This is a genomic window from Pelomonas dachongensis, from assembly GCF_043555865.1.
Classification (GTDB): Bacteria; Pseudomonadota; Gammaproteobacteria; order Burkholderiales; family Burkholderiaceae_C; genus Pelomonas; species Pelomonas dachongensis.
Genome location: NZ_JBIGHY010000004.1, coordinates 343,894 through 360,134 on the forward strand (window position 1 = coordinate 343,894; position 16,241 = coordinate 360,134).

The following is a 16,241-nucleotide window of genomic DNA, read 5'->3' on the forward strand; positions in this document are numbered from 1 at the left end:
ACCGCCATGAGCACCTCCTTCTTCTCCGTCGTGCGCCGCGTTGCACGCTTGTTCGTGCCGCTGCTGGGCGTGGCAGCCCTGCTGCCTGCGCTGGCGGCAGCGCCTGCCGGCACCGTCATCGGCAACCAGGCCGCGGCCACGTACTCCGATGGCTCGGCCGTCGTGCGCACGGTCACGTCCAACACCGTCGTCACCACGGTGCAGCAGGTGGCGGCCGTCAGCGTCGTCGCCAGCGGCACCAAGACCATCTCCATTGGCGGCCAGGTGTACTACCCCCACACGCTGACCAACAGCGGCAACGGCACTGACAGCTTTGCGCTGAGCGCCACCAACGGCGGCGGCTTCACGTTCGCCGCCACGCTGTTCTATGCCGATGCCAATGGCGACGGCGTGCCCGACAACAACGTGCCCATCACCAGCACCGGCCAGCTCGCCGCGGGCCAGGCGTTCCGCTTCGTCGTCGCGGGCATCGTGCCGGGTACGGCGGTCGCGGGCGCCAGCAACACGATGACGACCACGGCCACCAGCGGCTTCACGCCGGGCACCACGGGCAGCGTCGTCGACCAGACCACCATCACCGCGCAGGCCGTCATCAACGCCACGCAGGCGCTGGACGTGACCAGCGGCCCGTCGCCGTCCGTCGGCAGCCGCACCCTCACGCTGACTTTCACCAACACCGGTAACACCACGGCCACCAACCTGACGCTGACCGAACTGATCCCGGCGGGCATGACTTACGTGGCCGGCAGCGCGCGCTGGAGCGGCAGCGGCGCCACTGTGCTGACCGATGCCGACGCGGCCGATGGTCAGGGCGGCATCGTCTATGACCACAACGTCACCGCCGCCAATCGCGTCACCGCCGTCATCGCGTCCGTCCCCCCGGGCGGCAGCGGCACGCTGAGTTTCCAGGTCACCGTCAACGCCGGCCTGCCCGCCGGCGCCCACGCCGCCACCGCCGCGACGGCTTCGTTCAGCTACCACGACGGCGCCACCACCGTCCCCGCCAGCAACACCAACACCGTGCAGTACGTGGTGCTGGGCGCCGCTGTGGTGAGCATGACGGGTGCCACCGTAACGTCCGCGCCGCAGGGCGGCGTCGTGAACTTCACCAACACCATCACCAACAACGGCAACGCGACCGACACCTTCGACCTGAGCACCCTCACGTCCACGTTCCCGGCGGGCACGACCTTCCAGTTCTTCCAGGCCGACGGCGTCACGCCCATCGTCGACCACAACGGCAACGGCATCCCGGACACCGGTCCCGTGCCCGCTGGTGGCGCCGTCAACATCGTCGTGCGCGCCATCCTGCCGCCCGACGCCGCCGGCGGCCCCTACGGCGTCGTCGCCAAGGCAACCTCCAGCGCCGACCCGACCAAGTCCGCCTCGGCGCCCAACACGCTCACCGCCATCACCGCCAGCACGGTGGACCTGACCAACAACGGCTCCGGCGCCGGCGCCCCCGGCTACGGCCCCGGCCCCGAAGCCGTGGCGGTCAGCACGGCAACGGTTGCATCCGGCGGCACCGCGCGCATCACGCTGGTCGTGGCCAACGGCGGCAGCGTGGCCGACAGCTTCGCGCTGCGTGCGAGCACCGACGCCACCTTCGCCACCACCACGCTGCCCAGCGGGTGGACGGTCGTGTTCCGCGACGCCAGCGGCGCCGTGCTGGACAACACCGGTGTCATCAACAGCGGCGCCAACAAGGCGATCTACGCCGACGTCACCGTGCCCGCCGGCGCCAGCGCGGGGGCCACGCAGCTGTACTTCCGCGCGCAATCGGCCACCACCGGCGCCGGCGACACGCTTCACAACGCCGTCGCCGTGGGCACCGTGCGCAGCCTCGCGCTGACGCCCAACAACACCGCGCAGCTGACGCCCGGCGGCACCACCGTCTACACGCACATGCTGACCAACACCGGCAACGTGAGCGAGGCCGACGGCGTGCTCAGCACGGGCTCGCTCGGCGTCACCGATTCGGCACCCGGCTTCACGTCCGTCATCTACTGGGACAAGAACAACGACGGCGTGCTCGACGCCGGTGACCCGGTCATCACGGACCTGTCGCAGCTGGTGGGCGGCACCAACGGTGCCAACACCACGCCCGGCCTGGCCCCAGGCAAGAGCGCGCGCCTGTTCGTGAAGACTTCGGCGCCGGCCGGCGCCACCAGCGGCGCCACCAACATCACCACGCTGAGCGCTGCACTGGCTGGCGTCAACGGGGGGGCCGCCGCCCCCATGGCGGCCACCGCCACCGACACCAGCACCGTCATCGTGTCGCAAGTGACGCTGTTCAAGACGCAGGCGCTGGACGCTGGCTGCGACGGCACGGCCGACACCGCGTTCTCGCCGGTGGCCATCACCAGCGGCGCAGCGCCCGGCGGCTGCATCCGCTACGAGATCACCGCGACCAACGTCGGCCCGGTGGCCGTGACCAGCCTGGTCGTCAGCGACGCGACGCCGGCCTACACGACCTACAGTGCCACCGTGCCGGCGTCGGCCACGGCGGGCACCGTCACCGCGCCGGCCGGCGGTGGCCGCGGCACGCTGCAGACCAGCGTGGCCACGCTGGCGCCCGGTGCCAGCGTCGTGCTGCGGTTTGGCGTGCGCATCGATCCCTGACGACGGCGGTTCTCCCCCTGCGTCCCCTCCGCCTGCCGCGGCGCCTTCGGGCCCGCGCCAGGCGGATTTTTCGTGGGCGAGCCGGCATGCGACGCCGCCTGCGGGGGCTTGTAGGCAATTTGCTGTCAGCAGGATCACGCATTCCACCGCGCACACGCGGTGCGCTTGCCCGGTTCTGCGATTGCGGGTCGATTTCTATCCTGCCGGTGCTGGATCGAGCGGCCATCGGGGCTGTGAGAAGACCACACCTCAGACCCACCCATGACCCGCTCCGCCGTCCGTTCACTGCTGCGCCACTGCACGCTGTCCGCGTGCCTGGTGCTGGCTCTGTTCACGGCGGTACCCGGCCAAGCTCAGACGCCGGCTCAGGAGCGCATGCTGGTCATCAGCGCGCAGGCGTGGATGAGTTACCTGGTGGACCCGAACGGCACGCCCCTTGCGCTGGACTCCAACCGCGTCGAGGCGATGGCCCCGGCCACCGGTGCGTCGCTGGCTTTCTTCAGCAACGACCGCTATACCGACCCGGCGTGGACCACGCGCCTGGGTCAGCCGATGTTCCCGCGCGTCGTCGCCAGCGCCTGCAACCAGGACCCCCTACGGGCAGACACGCTGGCGGTGCGGCTCAGCACCGCCCGCTCCAGCCAGCAGGTCGACGCGGTGGCCGTCGAGACGGCGGCCAACACCGGCGTCTTCGTCCTGCAGGCGCCGATGGTCAACCGCGGCTGGACCGCCTCGGCGCCCGCCGCGTCGGGCGCGCTGGACGTCATGCCCGGCGACGTCATCCAGGCCACGGCGCCGGCCTGCAACGGTCAGATGCTGGCCGCCCAGCTGCGCCTCGAAAGCCGAGCCGTCGTGTTCGAGGCGGCCACCGGCCAGCCCATCGCCGGCGCGCACGTGCGGCTCATCGACGTGACCGGCGAAGGCAACGGCGGCGATGCCGGCGGTGCGGCGGCAGTGTTCGCTCATGACGGCGTGACGCCGATGCCTGCCGATGCGATGACCGATGGCGAGGGCGGCTACAGCTTCCCGTTCCTGCGCGCCAGCACCTACCGGCTGCTGGTGTTGCCGATGAGCAGCCACAAGTACCCGTCCGCGCGCCGCGCCGACCGCTCGGGGGCCGGCATGGCCAGCGCCTATCCGGTGCATGCCTCGGCGTCGTACGGCGGCACGTTCACCGTTAGCGCGACGACCGAGAACGAGATCGTCAACCTGCCAATGGATGCGCTGCCGCGGGGCTTGCACGTGCAGGCGATGGCCTCGCGCACCACCGTCGAGGTGGCCGAGACGCTGGAGTACGCCGTGGCCGTGAAGAACGTTGGCGTGGTGACCCTGAACGACGTGCGCGTGCAGGAAACGCTGCCGGTGGGCTTCCGCTACGAACCTGGCAGCGCGCGGCTGGACGGTCAGGCGCTGGCCGACCCGGCCGCCAGCGCCGGTGCGCGCCTCAGCTGGCACGTCGGCACCCCGCTGGCCGCCGACGCCGAGCGCACGCTGCGCTACCGCGTGCGCGTGGGCACCGGCGCTCTGCAGGGCGATGGGGTCAACCGCGTGCAGGCCTTTGCCCAGGCGCCCGATGCCGTCATCAGCAACGAGGCGCGCGTGAAGGTCAAGGTCGAGGCCGGCGTGTTTTCCGACCGTGCGCTGGTGATGGGCACGGTCTACGCCGACTGCAACGCCAACGGCGTGAAGGATGCCGGCGAGCCGGGCGTGCCAGGCGTGCGGCTGTGGCTGGAGGACGGCACCGCCGTCACCACCGACGGCGCCGGGCGCTACAGCGTCTACGGCCTGAGCCCCCGCACCCACGTGCTGAAGCTGGATGGCGTCACGCTGCCTGCCGGCGCCACGCCGCTGGCCACGTCGCAGCGCCATGCCGGCGACGGCCACAGCCGCTTCGTCGACCCGCGCGCCGGTGAGCTTCAGCGCGCCGACTTTGCGCTGGGAGGCTGCGGTGATGCGATGACGGCACAGCTGACGGTCCGCCGCCAGGCTGCGCAGACGCTGGCCGACGAAGGCGCCCGTTCGCTGCGCACCGCGCTGACCATCACCGCTGCCGCCACGCCGGACCTGCGCGCGCTGGCCGCCAGCGGTCGAATCGGCGACGCCACGCCGGCGGGTGTCGCCTCCACTGCCACGCCGGCCGCCGCCGCGCTGCCCGTCGAAGACGCGGCCGAACACCGCACCTCGCTGCCGCGTTTCGTCGGCGTGCGCGACGGCCAACTGATGGCCGCTGCCGATGCCACCGTGCGCGTCATCGGTCGGCTTGGCGCCGTGCTGTCGCTGCGCGTGAACGGCGAGCCGGTCGGCGACGACCGGGTCGGCGAGAAGGCCCAGTCGGCCGACGACCAGACCGAGGCCCGCACCTACGTGGGCCTGCCGCTGCGCGCGGGTGAGAACCGCCTGGTGCTGCAGGAGCACGACGCCTTCGGCCGCCTGCGCGCCACCAGCGAGTTGACGCTGCGCCAGGCCGGCGCGCTGGCCCGCATCGTCATCGATGCACCGGCCCGTGCCGACGCCGGTACCACCGTCCCCGTGCGCCTGCGCCTGGAAGACGCGCAAGGCCTGCCGGTCGATGCGCGCCTGCCGGTCACGCTGGACAGCGCTTCCGGCCGCTGGAACACGCCCGACCTGGACCCGCGCGCGCACGGCGTGCAGGCCTTCGTTGAGGCTGGCTTTGCCGACCTGACCTGGACCGCGCCCGACGTGCCCGGCGAGGCGCGCCTGCAGGTCGCCAGCGACGGCGTGGCCGCCGAGGCCAAGCTGGCGCTGGTCGCCGCGCTGCGCCCGCTGATGGCCGTGGGCGTGGTGGATGCTGCGTTCAACCTGCGCCGCCTGAAGGCCGGCCAGGTGCAGGCCGCCGGCAGCGCCGATGGTTTCGAGCAGCAGCTGCGCGCCTTCGCTGGCGGCAGCAGCAGTGACAACAACAACGCCGCCCGCGCCGCCGTGTTCCTGAAAGGCAAGGTGCGCGGCGATGCGCTGTTGACCGTGGCCTACGACTCCGACAAGAACACCCGCGAACGCCTGTTCCGCGACATCCAGCCCGACGCGTTCTATCCCGTCTACGGTGACAGTTCCGAGCGCGGCTTCGATGCGCAGAGCACCGGCAAGCTCTATGTGCGCATCGACCGCGGCCAGTCGTCGCTGCTGTACGGCGACTTCACGACGCAGGCCGACGACCGCGAGCGCCAGCTGGGCGTCTACCAGCGCAGCCTGAACGGCCTGAAGCAGCACTTCCAGGTCGATGGTTTCAGCGCCAACGTCTGGGCCGCGCGCGACACCACGCGCCAGCAGATCACCGAACTGCGCGCCGACGGCACCTCCGGCCCGTTCACGCTGGGCGCCGGCATGGCCGTCAACAGCGAGAAGGTGGAGATCGTCGTGCGTGACCGCCACCAGCCTGCGCTGGTTGTGCGCACGACGCCGCAGCAGCGCTTTGCCGACTACGAGATCGACCCCGTCACCGGCCGCCTGCTGCTGCGCACGCCGATGCCCAGCGTGGACGCCGACCTGAACCCGGTCTTCATCCGCGTGACCTATGAGGTGGAGCAGGGCGGCTCGGCCTTCTGGGTGGCCGGCGCCGACGCGCTGTGGCAGGCCAGCGAGGCGCTCGCCGTCGGCGGCGCGCTGGTGCGCGACTGGAACCCGCTGGCAACGATGCAGATGGGCAGCATGAACGCTCGCTACCAGGTCGCCGACCGCACGGTGCTGAGCGCAGAGGTGGCGAAGATCAAGCGTGGTGACACGGCCGAGGTCGCGGCCCACGATGGTGGCGCCCAGCGCGTGGCGCTGACGCACGACGGCAAGGACTTCAAGGCCCGCGTGCATGCCGCGCGCAGTGACGTGGGCTTCGATAACCGCGCCGCGCAGATCAACGGCGGCCGCGCCGAGGCGGGTGCGCAGGGCACGTACATGCTCGACGCGCGCACCCGCGTCAGCGGCGAGGCGCTGCACAGCGCCGACCTGGCCAGCGCTGCGCGCCGCGTGGGCGTGCTGGTGGGCGTGGAGCGCAGCTTGGAGGGCGGCACCAAGGTGGAGGTCGGCGCCCGCCACGTGCAGCAGCACGGCCAGGCGCCCGGTGCCGGCGCTCAGGACGCCACCACCACCGTGCGTGCCAGGGCCAGCACCACGTTGCCGGGCCTGCCCACCGCCACCGTGTTCGTCGAAGGCGAGCAGGACGTGCGCGATGCGAGCAAGCGCCTGCTGGCCGTGGGCGGCGACTACCAGCTGGCCGGGCGCGGTCGCCTGTATGCCCGCCACGAGGTCATCTCGTCGCTGATCGGCCCCTACGCGCTGGACGCCACGCAGCGCCGCAACACCACAGTGGTCGGCCTGGACATGGGCGCCGGCCTGGGCGGTGGCGAGGGCCGCGTGTTCAGCGAGTACCGCGGCCGCGAGGCCTTCGCCGGCCGCGAGACCGAGGCCGCCGTGGGCCTGCGCAACCAGTGGCTCGTCACCCCCGGCCTGCGCGTCAATGGCAGCCTGGAGCGCGTGCAGGCGCTGGCCGGTGCGAAAGGTGAAGGCAAGGGCGAGAACCAGAGCGCAGCCGTGACCGGTGCCGTCGAGTACACCGCCGATCCGCGCTGGAAGGGCAGCGCCCGCCTGGAGTTGCGTGAGAGCGCTGGCGGCGTGGGCCTGCTGTCCACCTTCGGGCTGGCCGTGAAGCTGGACGAGCAGTGGACGCTGCTGGTCAAGAACGTGCTGGCCGGCAACCTCGCCCGCGGCAACGCCGCCAACCGCTGGCAGGAGCGCCTGCAGCTGGGCGCCGCCTACCGCGACAGCGCCAACCAGCTCAACGCTCTGGGCCGCTACGAGTACAAGGACGAGCGCGGCGGCCTGACCGACGCGCACGCGCGCCGCGCCCACATCGTCAGCCTGCACGCCGAACGCCAGTTCGGCGGCGACATGAACCTCAGCGGCCGTGTTGCCGCCAAGCAGCTGACCGAGCAGGTTGCCGGCGTGCAGACCCGCAGCGTCGCGCAGCTGGCCAGCGTGCGCTTCACGAAGGACGTCGCCGAGCGCTGGGACGTGGGCTTGAACGTCAGCGTCATGGGTGATGGGCGCCTGCGCAGCCGCCAGACCTCGTTTGGCGGCGAACTGGGCTACCGCGTGAAGGACAACATGTGGGCGTCGGTCGGCTACAACCTGCGCGGTTTCAAGGACCGCGACCTGACGGGCGACAACGCCACGGAGCGTGGCGTTTATGTGCGCCTGCGGTTCAAATTCGACGAGCGCGCGCTGTCGCGCCTGGCCTCATGAACACCCTGCTGCTTCGCTTGCTCAAAACCTGGCTGCTGGCGGTCGTGCTGCTGTCGGGTGCGTCCGCGCACGCCGCCTGCAGCGGCATCGCCTGCGTGTCCGCAGGCCCGCGGCTGGCCAGCGTGGACTCGACCCGCGGCGCACTGCTGAATGCGCTGCTGGGCAGCCTGACCAACTCCACGCTGAACGTGAGCGTGGCCGACTGGAACTCGCTGGCCACCGGCGACCTGAGCCTGTTGCGCACCGTCAGCGCGCTGCAGGCGCAGGTGAACGCTTCATCACCCGCAGCCACGCTGACCAGCAACATCACGGTGCTGGACCTGCTGACCGCCGCGACCACCGGCGCGACGGCCGAAGGCAAGACGCAGCTGGCCGCCGCGCTGAACTCGCTGAAGCTGCCGCTGAACGGCCTGAGCACGCCGTTCAAACTGGGCGACCTGCTGCAGAGCAACGGCGTTCTGGGCACCACGCGCGTCAATGCGCTGGAGCTGGTCACGGGCGTGCTGCAGCTCTACAACAGCCGCAACGTGGTCAGCACGCCGCAGGCGATCACGCTGTCGGGCAGCAGCATCGGCCTGGGGTCGCTGCTGGGCAGCGTGACGCTGCAGGCGCAGGTCGTCGAGCCGCCGGTCATCGTCTGCGGTGGGGTCGGCAGCACGTTCCACTCGGCTGCGCTGCGCGTGAAGCTGGGGGTGGATCTGGTGGCGGTCAACCTCGACGTGTCGGTGCTGACCGCGCTGCTGGGCGGCGGTGTCTCCGCCAACCTGGGCCACCTGGACCTGTACGCGGAGGTGGCGCGCACGGACGGCGTCATCACCGCCATCAACGCGGTCAGCAGCGCGGTCACCGTGCAGGCGACGCCAGGTGTGGCGGCGCTTTACCTGGGCCGCATCGACGACGCGCTGTTCTTCAACCGCACCCGCCCGGTCAACGCCGCGACCGACCTGGACTGGGGCGTCATCGGTGCGCTGAAGGTCGGTGCGCTCAGCATCGATATCAAGGCCAAGGCCGCCGCAGCGGGCAGCGCGACCGGCAGCACCACCCGCACGCTGACGCCGGCCAGCCCGACGGCCACCGTGTCCGCGAATGCCGGCTTTGCCACGACGCTGGTCGGCACGCTCGTCAGCAACCTGCAGCTGGACCTCGGGCCGGGCCTGCTGAGCGGCCTCGTCACCACCGTGCTCAATCTGCTGAAGCCGGTTGTGCAGGCGGCGCTGGTGAACACCGTCGGCAGCCTGGTCACCGGGCTGGTGGATCCGCTGCTGAACCTGCTGGGCATCCGGCTCGGCGAGACCGACATCGGCACGCAGGGCGTCACGCTGGCCTGCACCGTCAACGGCGCGGTGTACGAAGACGCCAACCACAACGCAACGCAGGACGGTGGCGAGACCGGCACCGGCCTGGCCCTTTACGCCAAGCTTGTGCCCGCCACGCAGCCGGCGGGGCCGGCCATTGCCGTGGTGGCCATCACGCCGGGCAGCGGCTCGTTCAGCTTCGCGAGCGTGGCGGCGGCAGGCTACGTCGTCGTGGTGAACGCCAGTGCCGCGGCCAGCGACGTGACACCGGCCGTGCCCGCCGGCTGGCTGGCCACCGAGGCGCCGTCCCTCGCCCGCAGCTTCACGCTGGGCACGGCTGACGTGCCCGGCCAGCGCTTCGGCCTGTTCCACGGCAGCCGCCTGGCGGGCCAGGTGTTCAAGGACAACGGCGCCGCGGGGGGTACGCCCAACAACGGCGTGCGCGACGGCGGCGAGCTGCCGTTGGCCGGCATCGCGCTGGTGCTGACCGATGCCGGCAACACCGTCATCGACCGCGCCACCACGGCCGATGCCGGCGGCTACACGTTGTGGGTGCCGTCCACCGCCGGCGGCGTGCTGAAGGTCGCCCAGCCCGCGGTGGACGCCGGCTGGCTGGTCGTGTCAGGCGCCGCCGGGAACTCTGGCGGCGTCTTCACGCCGGCTGATGGCAGCATCAGCGCCACGCTGGTCGCAGGCACCAGCTACACGGGCCTCAACTTCGGCAATGTGCCGGCCAATGCCTTTCAGCCGGACGGCCAGCAGAGCATCCTCGCCGGCGCCTTCGCGCTGTATCCGCACACCTTCACCGCAGGCACTGCCGGCACCCTGAGCCTGGGCCGCGTCGCGACCGCCGGGCCGGGCTGGACGGCGGTGGTCCATCGCGACCTCAATTGCAACGGCAGCATCGATGCGACCGACGAAGTGCTGCCCGCCGCGGTGGCGTTGGTGGCCGACCAGAAGCTGTGCCTCGTCGCCAAGGTCGCCGCGCCGGCCGGGGTGCCCGACGGCACCCGGCACACGCTGGCGCTGACCGCGCACTTCGCCTATGCGAACAGCGTGCTCACGCGCGAGCAGCAGCGCGGCGACGTGACGATGGTGGGGCAGCCCACGGTTGCCGGGCTGCAGCTGGTGAAGGCCGTGGACCGCAGCGTGGCACAGGCGGGCGACCTCATCACCTACACCATCACCTTCTCCAACCTCAGCAACGAGGCCTTGGGTGCGTTGAAGATCACGGACGCGACGCCCGCGTACACGGTGTTCCAGGCCGCCAGCTGCGGCACCATGCCCAACGCCCAGATCGTCTGCGCGGTATCGGCCCAGCCGCCTGCCGGCATGGCCGGGCGCGTGGAGTGGAGCTTCTCCGGCGCGCTGGGCAGCGGCCTGACCGGCCAGGTGGTGTTGGTCGTGCGGCTGCAGTAGCGGCGCGGCCCCGCTTCCACAGGGTTGGGGACGGAGGCGGTCGAACCCGGATTGCGAACGCGGAGTACCTCTCCAGACTTGGCATTGCGACCAGGCCGAAGAGGGTTCCATGCTGCATCCGATCATCTATGTACGTGGCTATGCCATGACCGAGGGCGAACGCAACGAGACGGCGAGCGACCCGTTCTGTGGTTTCAACGTCGGATCGACGGTCTTCCGTGCCACGCCCGACAAGACCGCGCGGGCGGAGAAGTTTGTCTTCGAGTCGCCGGTGCTGCGTCTGGTCACCGATTTCGGTTACCGCCACGTCTATCAGAACGGCGCCGACATCAACGATCCCGACTGGGCGCCGCCCAACGACAGCGACGGCAACCCCACGCAAGGGATTCCGCCGCAGTCGATCGTGATCTATCGCTACTACGACGACGGCTCCGGCGTCCTCGGCGACGGCCGCGCCCGCGACATCACCGAGTACGCGGCCGGGCTGAGCCAATTGATCCTGAAGGTGAAGGCACTCGTCTGCAGCCATCGGGACAAGGGCGGGGTGAGCCTCAAGCCCGAGGACTTTCGTGTCTACCTGGTGGCGCATTCCATGGGTGGCCTGGTCTGCCGCACTTTTCTGCAGAACCCCGACTGCGGCGACGACGAGGCCCGCCGAGCCGTCGACAAGCTTTTCACTTTCGCGACACCCCACAACGGCATCGACGTGGCCGGCGTCAACGTGCCGCAATGGCTCTCCAAGAACGAGGCGCATACCTTCAACCGCGAACGGATGGCCGGCTACCTGGCGATCAAGGACATCGCCGACGCCAACGACGGCCGGGTCGACCTGGTGCCCGAGGACGTGCTGCCGTCCGACCGCATCTTCACGATGGTCGGCACCAACCGTGGCGACTATGAGGTCGCCATGGGTGTGGTGCGCGCGTTCGTCGGCCATGGCAGCGATGGACTGGTGCGCGTGGCCAATGCCACGCTGTGGGGCGTCGACCGACGCACGAAATTGCCGACGCGACCCGCTGCCACCGCCTACTGCTACAGGTCGCACTCGGGCTACTTTGGCATCGTGAACTCCGAGGAGGCCTACCAGAACCTGAGCCGCTTCCTGTTCGGCGACATCCGCGTCGACATCTGGCTTGAGGTCACTTCCGTGACCTTGCCTTCGGAACTGCAGGCCAGGGCGAAGGACGTCGAGGCGCTGTACCAGTTCGAGGTGCTCGCCTCGCCGCGCGGCAAGCGCTGGTACCTGACGCGCCGCACCTCCGAGGAGGATTCGCCGGCCTGCCGGACGCACAGCCAGTTGTCCGACCCCCAGGAAGAGCGGGACACGCGCATGTACCTGTCATCCGTGTTCCTGATGAACCGGGCCAAGGTCAATGCAACCAAGCCAGGCTTGGCCTACGCGATGACGCTGGGCGTGAAAGTGCCCGACTACCAAGTGGAGCGTCGCTTCTGGGCAGACCAGCACTATGAAGGGGGCCATCTGTTCCGCGACACCGCCATTGTGGAGATGGTCCCGCCGGAGAAGGGCAGCGACGACTGGTCCGTGAAGTTCGGCTGGATGAGCAAGGTGGACGGCATCGCGACCAAGCCGCTCAGGTACCGGGTGCTGCAGGAGCAGGGCGAAGTGGTGGTCGACATCCCCTTTGCAGGCAATCACGAGCCGGGCATCAAGGGCAGGATCAGGTTGGTCGTGCGCCCTTGGAACTCGACGCCCGAGCCAGCGGGCGGGCAATAGCGGCCCGGCAACCGGCGCCGTTGGGTGAGCCGGGGCAGCCGCACCTGGGATCGGTCATACCAAGCCGCCACGGGAACTGGCCACCGAACGCAGGCCTTCAGGGCTGAGGGGTTCGCGAGCGCAGGCCCCAGTTCCAGAGTCGTTCGCTGGGCAGCGGCAGCACCATGAACCAATGCTCGAGCAGTGCGAGGCTCAAGAGCATGGCGACGAAGCTGCAGGCAGTCGCCTCGAAAGCGCCGAAGCGCAGTTCCACGGCGCTGTGCCAGGCGGCGGCGGCCAGCGCCGTGATGGCGATGGCGCTGACGGGGAACAGCGCGTTGCTGGGACGCTGGCGGAAGTAGCTGTGCATGTAGCGCAGGTGCTCGGGCAGGAACTGCTCGTTGAGGTTGCGCACGCCAAGGAACACATTGAGCTTGGCCGACAGGCGCATCAGCCACAGCACGCCGAAGGTCCATAGCGCGAGCTGGTTGGGCTGTTGCCAGGTCAACACCAGGATCGCAGCGCCGAGCACGATCAGCGCCAGCTCGTGGTACAGGATCGCCATGACCGCATGGCCCGCGCGCCGCCATCCCCGGGCGGCGGGCGGGCAGGGCTGGCGGCGCGGGCCGGTCACATAGCCCAGCAGGAAGCCCACCTCCTGCCAGGCCCAGACCATCAGCGCGGCGGTGAACGCAAGATATGCGCCGGTGATGCGCGTGTCCGCTGCCGACACCGCCACGCCCAGCAGCGACACGCCCAGCAGCACGGTGGCCGAGGCGAACGTCCACTTGTGCGTGGCGCGGGGCAGGCCGTTCAGGTACAGGATGACGCCCGTGCTGAACCACCACAGCAGCAGCGTGTAGAGGGCGGGCCAGCCGTGTTGCATCGCTCAGGCTCTCACAGGCTTCGAACTACCAGCTCGGTGCCACACGCATCTCGCGCGGCAGCTCGTGGGTCTTGGTGGGCAGCAGGTAGAGCCGGCCAAAACACAGCGCGGCGCGCACGGCGCACAGGCCTTGCTGCAGTCGGCCGACCACGCCGCCGCGTGCCTTGGCGCGCTCGGTGGCCGCGGAGATGTCGCACAGCCGGTCCATGCCGGCGCGGAAGGCCGGATGGTCGGTATCCAGGCTGAGCGGGAACACCTGGCGGGTGATCTCGGTCGTGATGTCGAACACGCGGTAGTCGTAGTCCGTTGGGTCCATGCCCAGCGCCTCGCTGAGCCAGGGGCGCGTGTGGTCGCGCACGTACATGGTGGCGTAGACGGCCAGCAGGAAGAAGCGGATCCACAGCTTGTTGCCGCCCTGCAGCAGGTGGGGCTGAGCGCGCATCATCAGTGCGAACGACTCACCGTGGCGGAACTCGTCGTTGCACCAGCGCTCGAACCACTTGAATATCGGGTGGAAGCGCTTCTCGGGGTGGCGCTCCAGCTGGCGGTAGATGCTGATGTAGCGCGCGTAGCCGATCTTCTCCGACAGGTAGGTTGCGTAGAAGATGTACTTGGGCTTGAAGTAGGTGTAGGCCTTGCTCTGCTTGAGGTTGAGCAGATCCACCTGCAGGCCGAAGTCCTTCAGCGACTGGTTGATGAAGTTGGCATGGCGCGACTCGTCGCGCGTCAGGTAGCGCATCAGCCGCTTGATGTCGGGGTTGCTGACGTTCTTCTGGATCTCGTTGTAGAGCACGCAGCCGCTGTACTCGCTGGTCAGCGAGCTGACGAGGAACTCCTGGAAGTCGCGCCGCAGCTGTGGCGACCACTGCGCCGACAGCGCCGCCACCTCGGCCGCGAACTCCGGCGTGCGGGTGAAGTGGTCGTGGTTGTTGTCGCCTTCGTACTCGGCCAGCATGGCGTCCCACTCGGCGCGGATGGGGCTCATGTCGAGCCGGTCCATGGCGGCGTAGTCGGTCTTGTAGAAGCGCGGCGTCAGTACCGTCTCGGCCTTGGCCAGGCGGGCGGCATCTTCGGGCGTGTGCAGTTCAGCGCTGGGCGACATGGGGGGCTCCGTGGGAGGCAAGGTCGGTTTGGGGCAGCAGCTGGGCGAAGACCGCCGAGTTGGTGGTGCCGAAAGATTCGAGGTCGACGCGCCGCTGCGTGCCGGGGTCGACCAACGTCAGCCGGCCATCGGCCCGGCCCAGCAGCTCGAACGGCAGTTCGGGGCCGATGCCTTGGCGCTTGCGCTCACGCACCAGGCCGCGCATGGTGCTGCGCAGAAAGCCGTTGGTGCCAGGCGCTACGGTCGTCAGCAGCACGCCGCTGGCGGCGTCCCGCACTGCAATGCCGCCGTCGTCGCGATCCTCGAAGCGCAGCTGGCGCGCGCTCAGCGTGGCCGCGTCGGCTTGCTGCACAGCGCTCATGCCGGACAGCCGCACGGCGCTGACGCCGACCAGGCAGCTCAGCACCAGGGCCGCCATGGCCATCAGCGGCACCCGGGGCAGTTTGGCTTGCAGGCTGGCGTTCATGGTCGTTCTCAGGCCGCGTGGGCGAGTGGGTTGGCGACCAGCGCGGGCACGCCGGTGCGCTGGTCGACAGCGCCCACGGCGCGCACCGGCAGCGCATGCCGCGCGGCTTCGGCCCGCTGCAGCGCGCCGGCCAGCGTCTCAGCGACCGCCTTGGCATTGCTCAAGCCGCGCAGCATCGGTTGCGTGCGCTTGAGCCGCCAGGGCCGCACATGCGGCCACAGGTGCAGGTAGGCGATGCGGTCGGTGCCTGCCAAGCTGAGCACGATGTCGCCGCCGTGGCCGCGCCGGCGCAGGTCGGCCGAGGCGATCTGCGCGAACGGCAGGTTGAACGTGATGCTCAGCACCACACCCACGCGCATGACGATGCGCTTGCTGGTGATGGTGTAGACCGTCGTGCGCGCCATCAGCCAGGCCATGCCGCCCAGCAGCGCCAGCGCCAGCACGATCAGCGGCAGCATGCCGGCCAGGGCCATCAGCGTCTGGCCGATGGACGCGCCGTCATAGGCGCTGGTGACGCCGCGCCAGGCCAGCAGCCCGCCGAAGTAGACGACGACGAGATCCACATGCAGCGCCTGCCGCGCCAGCAGCCAGGCGTCGGGGCTGCCTTGCCACAGCTGCGTCTCGTGGGCGGGCAAGGTCTCGGGCAGGCCGGGCGTGGCCTCAAACTCGTGCTCGTGGGTGGGCGCCAGCACGTTGACCAGCGTGGTGGCGGCCCTCACAGCAGCGGCTCCTGGCGAGCGGGCGTGGCGTACAGCGTGCCGGCGCCGTAGTAGGCCATGATCTTTTCCTCTTCCAGCAGCGTGACCTGGTCGGCCGCACGGGTCCTGGGCACGCGGGCGAACTGGTGGCCGAGGATGGACTTGACGCGGATGCGACGCTGCTCGACGCGCGCGAAGTTCATCGGCAGCAGCACATGGGCGCCGCCGCCCACATCCACCTCCAGGTAACGGAACAGCATCTCCGAACGGTCCACCCAGATGTCCACCACGCGGCCGCCCTCGGCGCCGTCGTCGCCCAGCACCGGCAGGCCGCGCGGGTCCACGTCCTGCGGCGCCACGCCGAAACCCGGCGCCGCGCGCAGCGGCACGATCTTGGGCAGGCCTTCGTAGGTCATGTCGGCCACATCGGCACGGTCGCTCCAGCTGCCCGGCCCGACACCGGCCAGCAACAGGTCATCGGTGTCGGCATCGGGCTGCAGCGGCGCGCCGCGGTAGGCACCCGCGTGCACCAGAGGCTGGTTGTCGCGCCGCGCGCTGGGCGCGTCCACGGTGTCGCCGTTGGCCAGCCGGTAGGTCTTGGCGTCGGGCACCGACGGCCAGCCCTGCACGGTGATGGCCCGGGAGCGGTCCGACTCCAGCGGGTAGCCCTCGCGCTTGTTCTCGCGGTGGAGGTAGTAGATGAGGCCCGCGAAGAAGATCCAGAACGCGTAGAGCACGAGCTGGGCGACGTCGATGTAGCCTGTGATGGCACCGGTTTGCATGGAG

Annotated in this window: 9 protein-coding genes; 4 read left to right on the forward strand and 5 right to left on the reverse strand. The window is 70.2% G+C overall.

The genetic code is table 11. From position 1 onward, the window contains the following. The first annotated feature begins 6 nt into the window (after positions 1–6). From ACG02S_RS13670 to ACG02S_RS13685, 4 genes are all read left to right on the forward strand, one after another. Positions 7–2,622: a beta strand repeat-containing protein gene (locus ACG02S_RS13670; protein WP_394471007.1), complete on the forward strand. Its 2,616-nt coding sequence runs from the start codon at positions 7–9 to the stop codon at positions 2,620–2,622. A gap of 261 nt (positions 2,623–2,883) precedes the next feature. Further along, positions 2,884–7,875 (forward strand): SdrD B-like domain-containing protein, encoded by a 4,992-nt coding sequence (locus ACG02S_RS13675; protein ID WP_394471008.1) that lies wholly within the window; start codon positions 2,884–2,886, stop codon positions 7,873–7,875. Beyond that, positions 7,872–10,589, forward strand: a complete 2,718-nt coding sequence (locus ACG02S_RS13680) for a hypothetical protein (protein ID WP_394471009.1) — start codon at positions 7,872–7,874, stop codon at positions 10,587–10,589. Before ACG02S_RS13675 ends, ACG02S_RS13680 begins: the two co-directional genes overlap by 4 nt. A 109-nt stretch (positions 10,590–10,698) precedes the next feature. Then, positions 10,699–12,324, forward strand: coding sequence for an esterase/lipase family protein (locus tag ACG02S_RS13685; RefSeq protein WP_394471010.1), 1,626 nt, complete (start codon positions 10,699–10,701; stop codon positions 12,322–12,324). 97 nt (positions 12,325–12,421) lie between these two features. Here the strand turns inward: ACG02S_RS13685 and puhE are convergent, their stop codons facing one another. The 5 genes from puhE to puhA are packed head-to-tail and all read right to left on the reverse strand — an operon-like array spanning position 12,422 to position 16,237. Next, on the reverse strand, positions 12,422–13,189 hold the full coding sequence (gene puhE / locus ACG02S_RS13690; protein ID WP_394471011.1) for a putative photosynthetic complex assembly protein PuhE: 768 nt from the start codon (positions 13,187–13,189) through the stop codon (positions 12,422–12,424). Positions 13,190–13,214: 25 nt separating this feature from the next. Continuing rightward, on the reverse strand, positions 13,215–14,291 hold the full coding sequence (gene acsF / locus ACG02S_RS13695) for a magnesium-protoporphyrin IX monomethyl ester (oxidative) cyclase (RefSeq protein WP_394471012.1): 1,077 nt from the start codon (positions 14,289–14,291) through the stop codon (positions 13,215–13,217). Continuing rightward, a complete protein-coding gene (gene puhC, locus ACG02S_RS13700) occupies positions 14,275–14,757 on the reverse strand; it encodes a photosynthetic complex assembly protein PuhC (protein ID WP_394471013.1) in 483 nt (160 codons plus the stop codon). The genes acsF and puhC overlap by 17 nt, the downstream gene beginning before the upstream one ends. Positions 14,758–14,765: 8 nt before the next feature. Further along, positions 14,766–15,476, reverse strand: coding sequence for a photosynthetic complex putative assembly protein PuhB (gene puhB, locus ACG02S_RS13705; RefSeq protein WP_394471014.1), 711 nt, complete (start codon positions 15,474–15,476; stop codon positions 14,766–14,768). After that, the gene (gene puhA, locus ACG02S_RS13710; RefSeq protein WP_394471015.1) at positions 15,473–16,237 is read right to left on the reverse strand and encodes a photosynthetic reaction center subunit H; all 765 of its coding nucleotides are present in this window, start codon (positions 16,235–16,237) and stop codon (positions 15,473–15,475) included. The genes puhB and puhA overlap by 4 nt, the downstream gene beginning before the upstream one ends. Between the last annotated feature and the right edge of the window lie 4 nt (positions 16,238–16,241).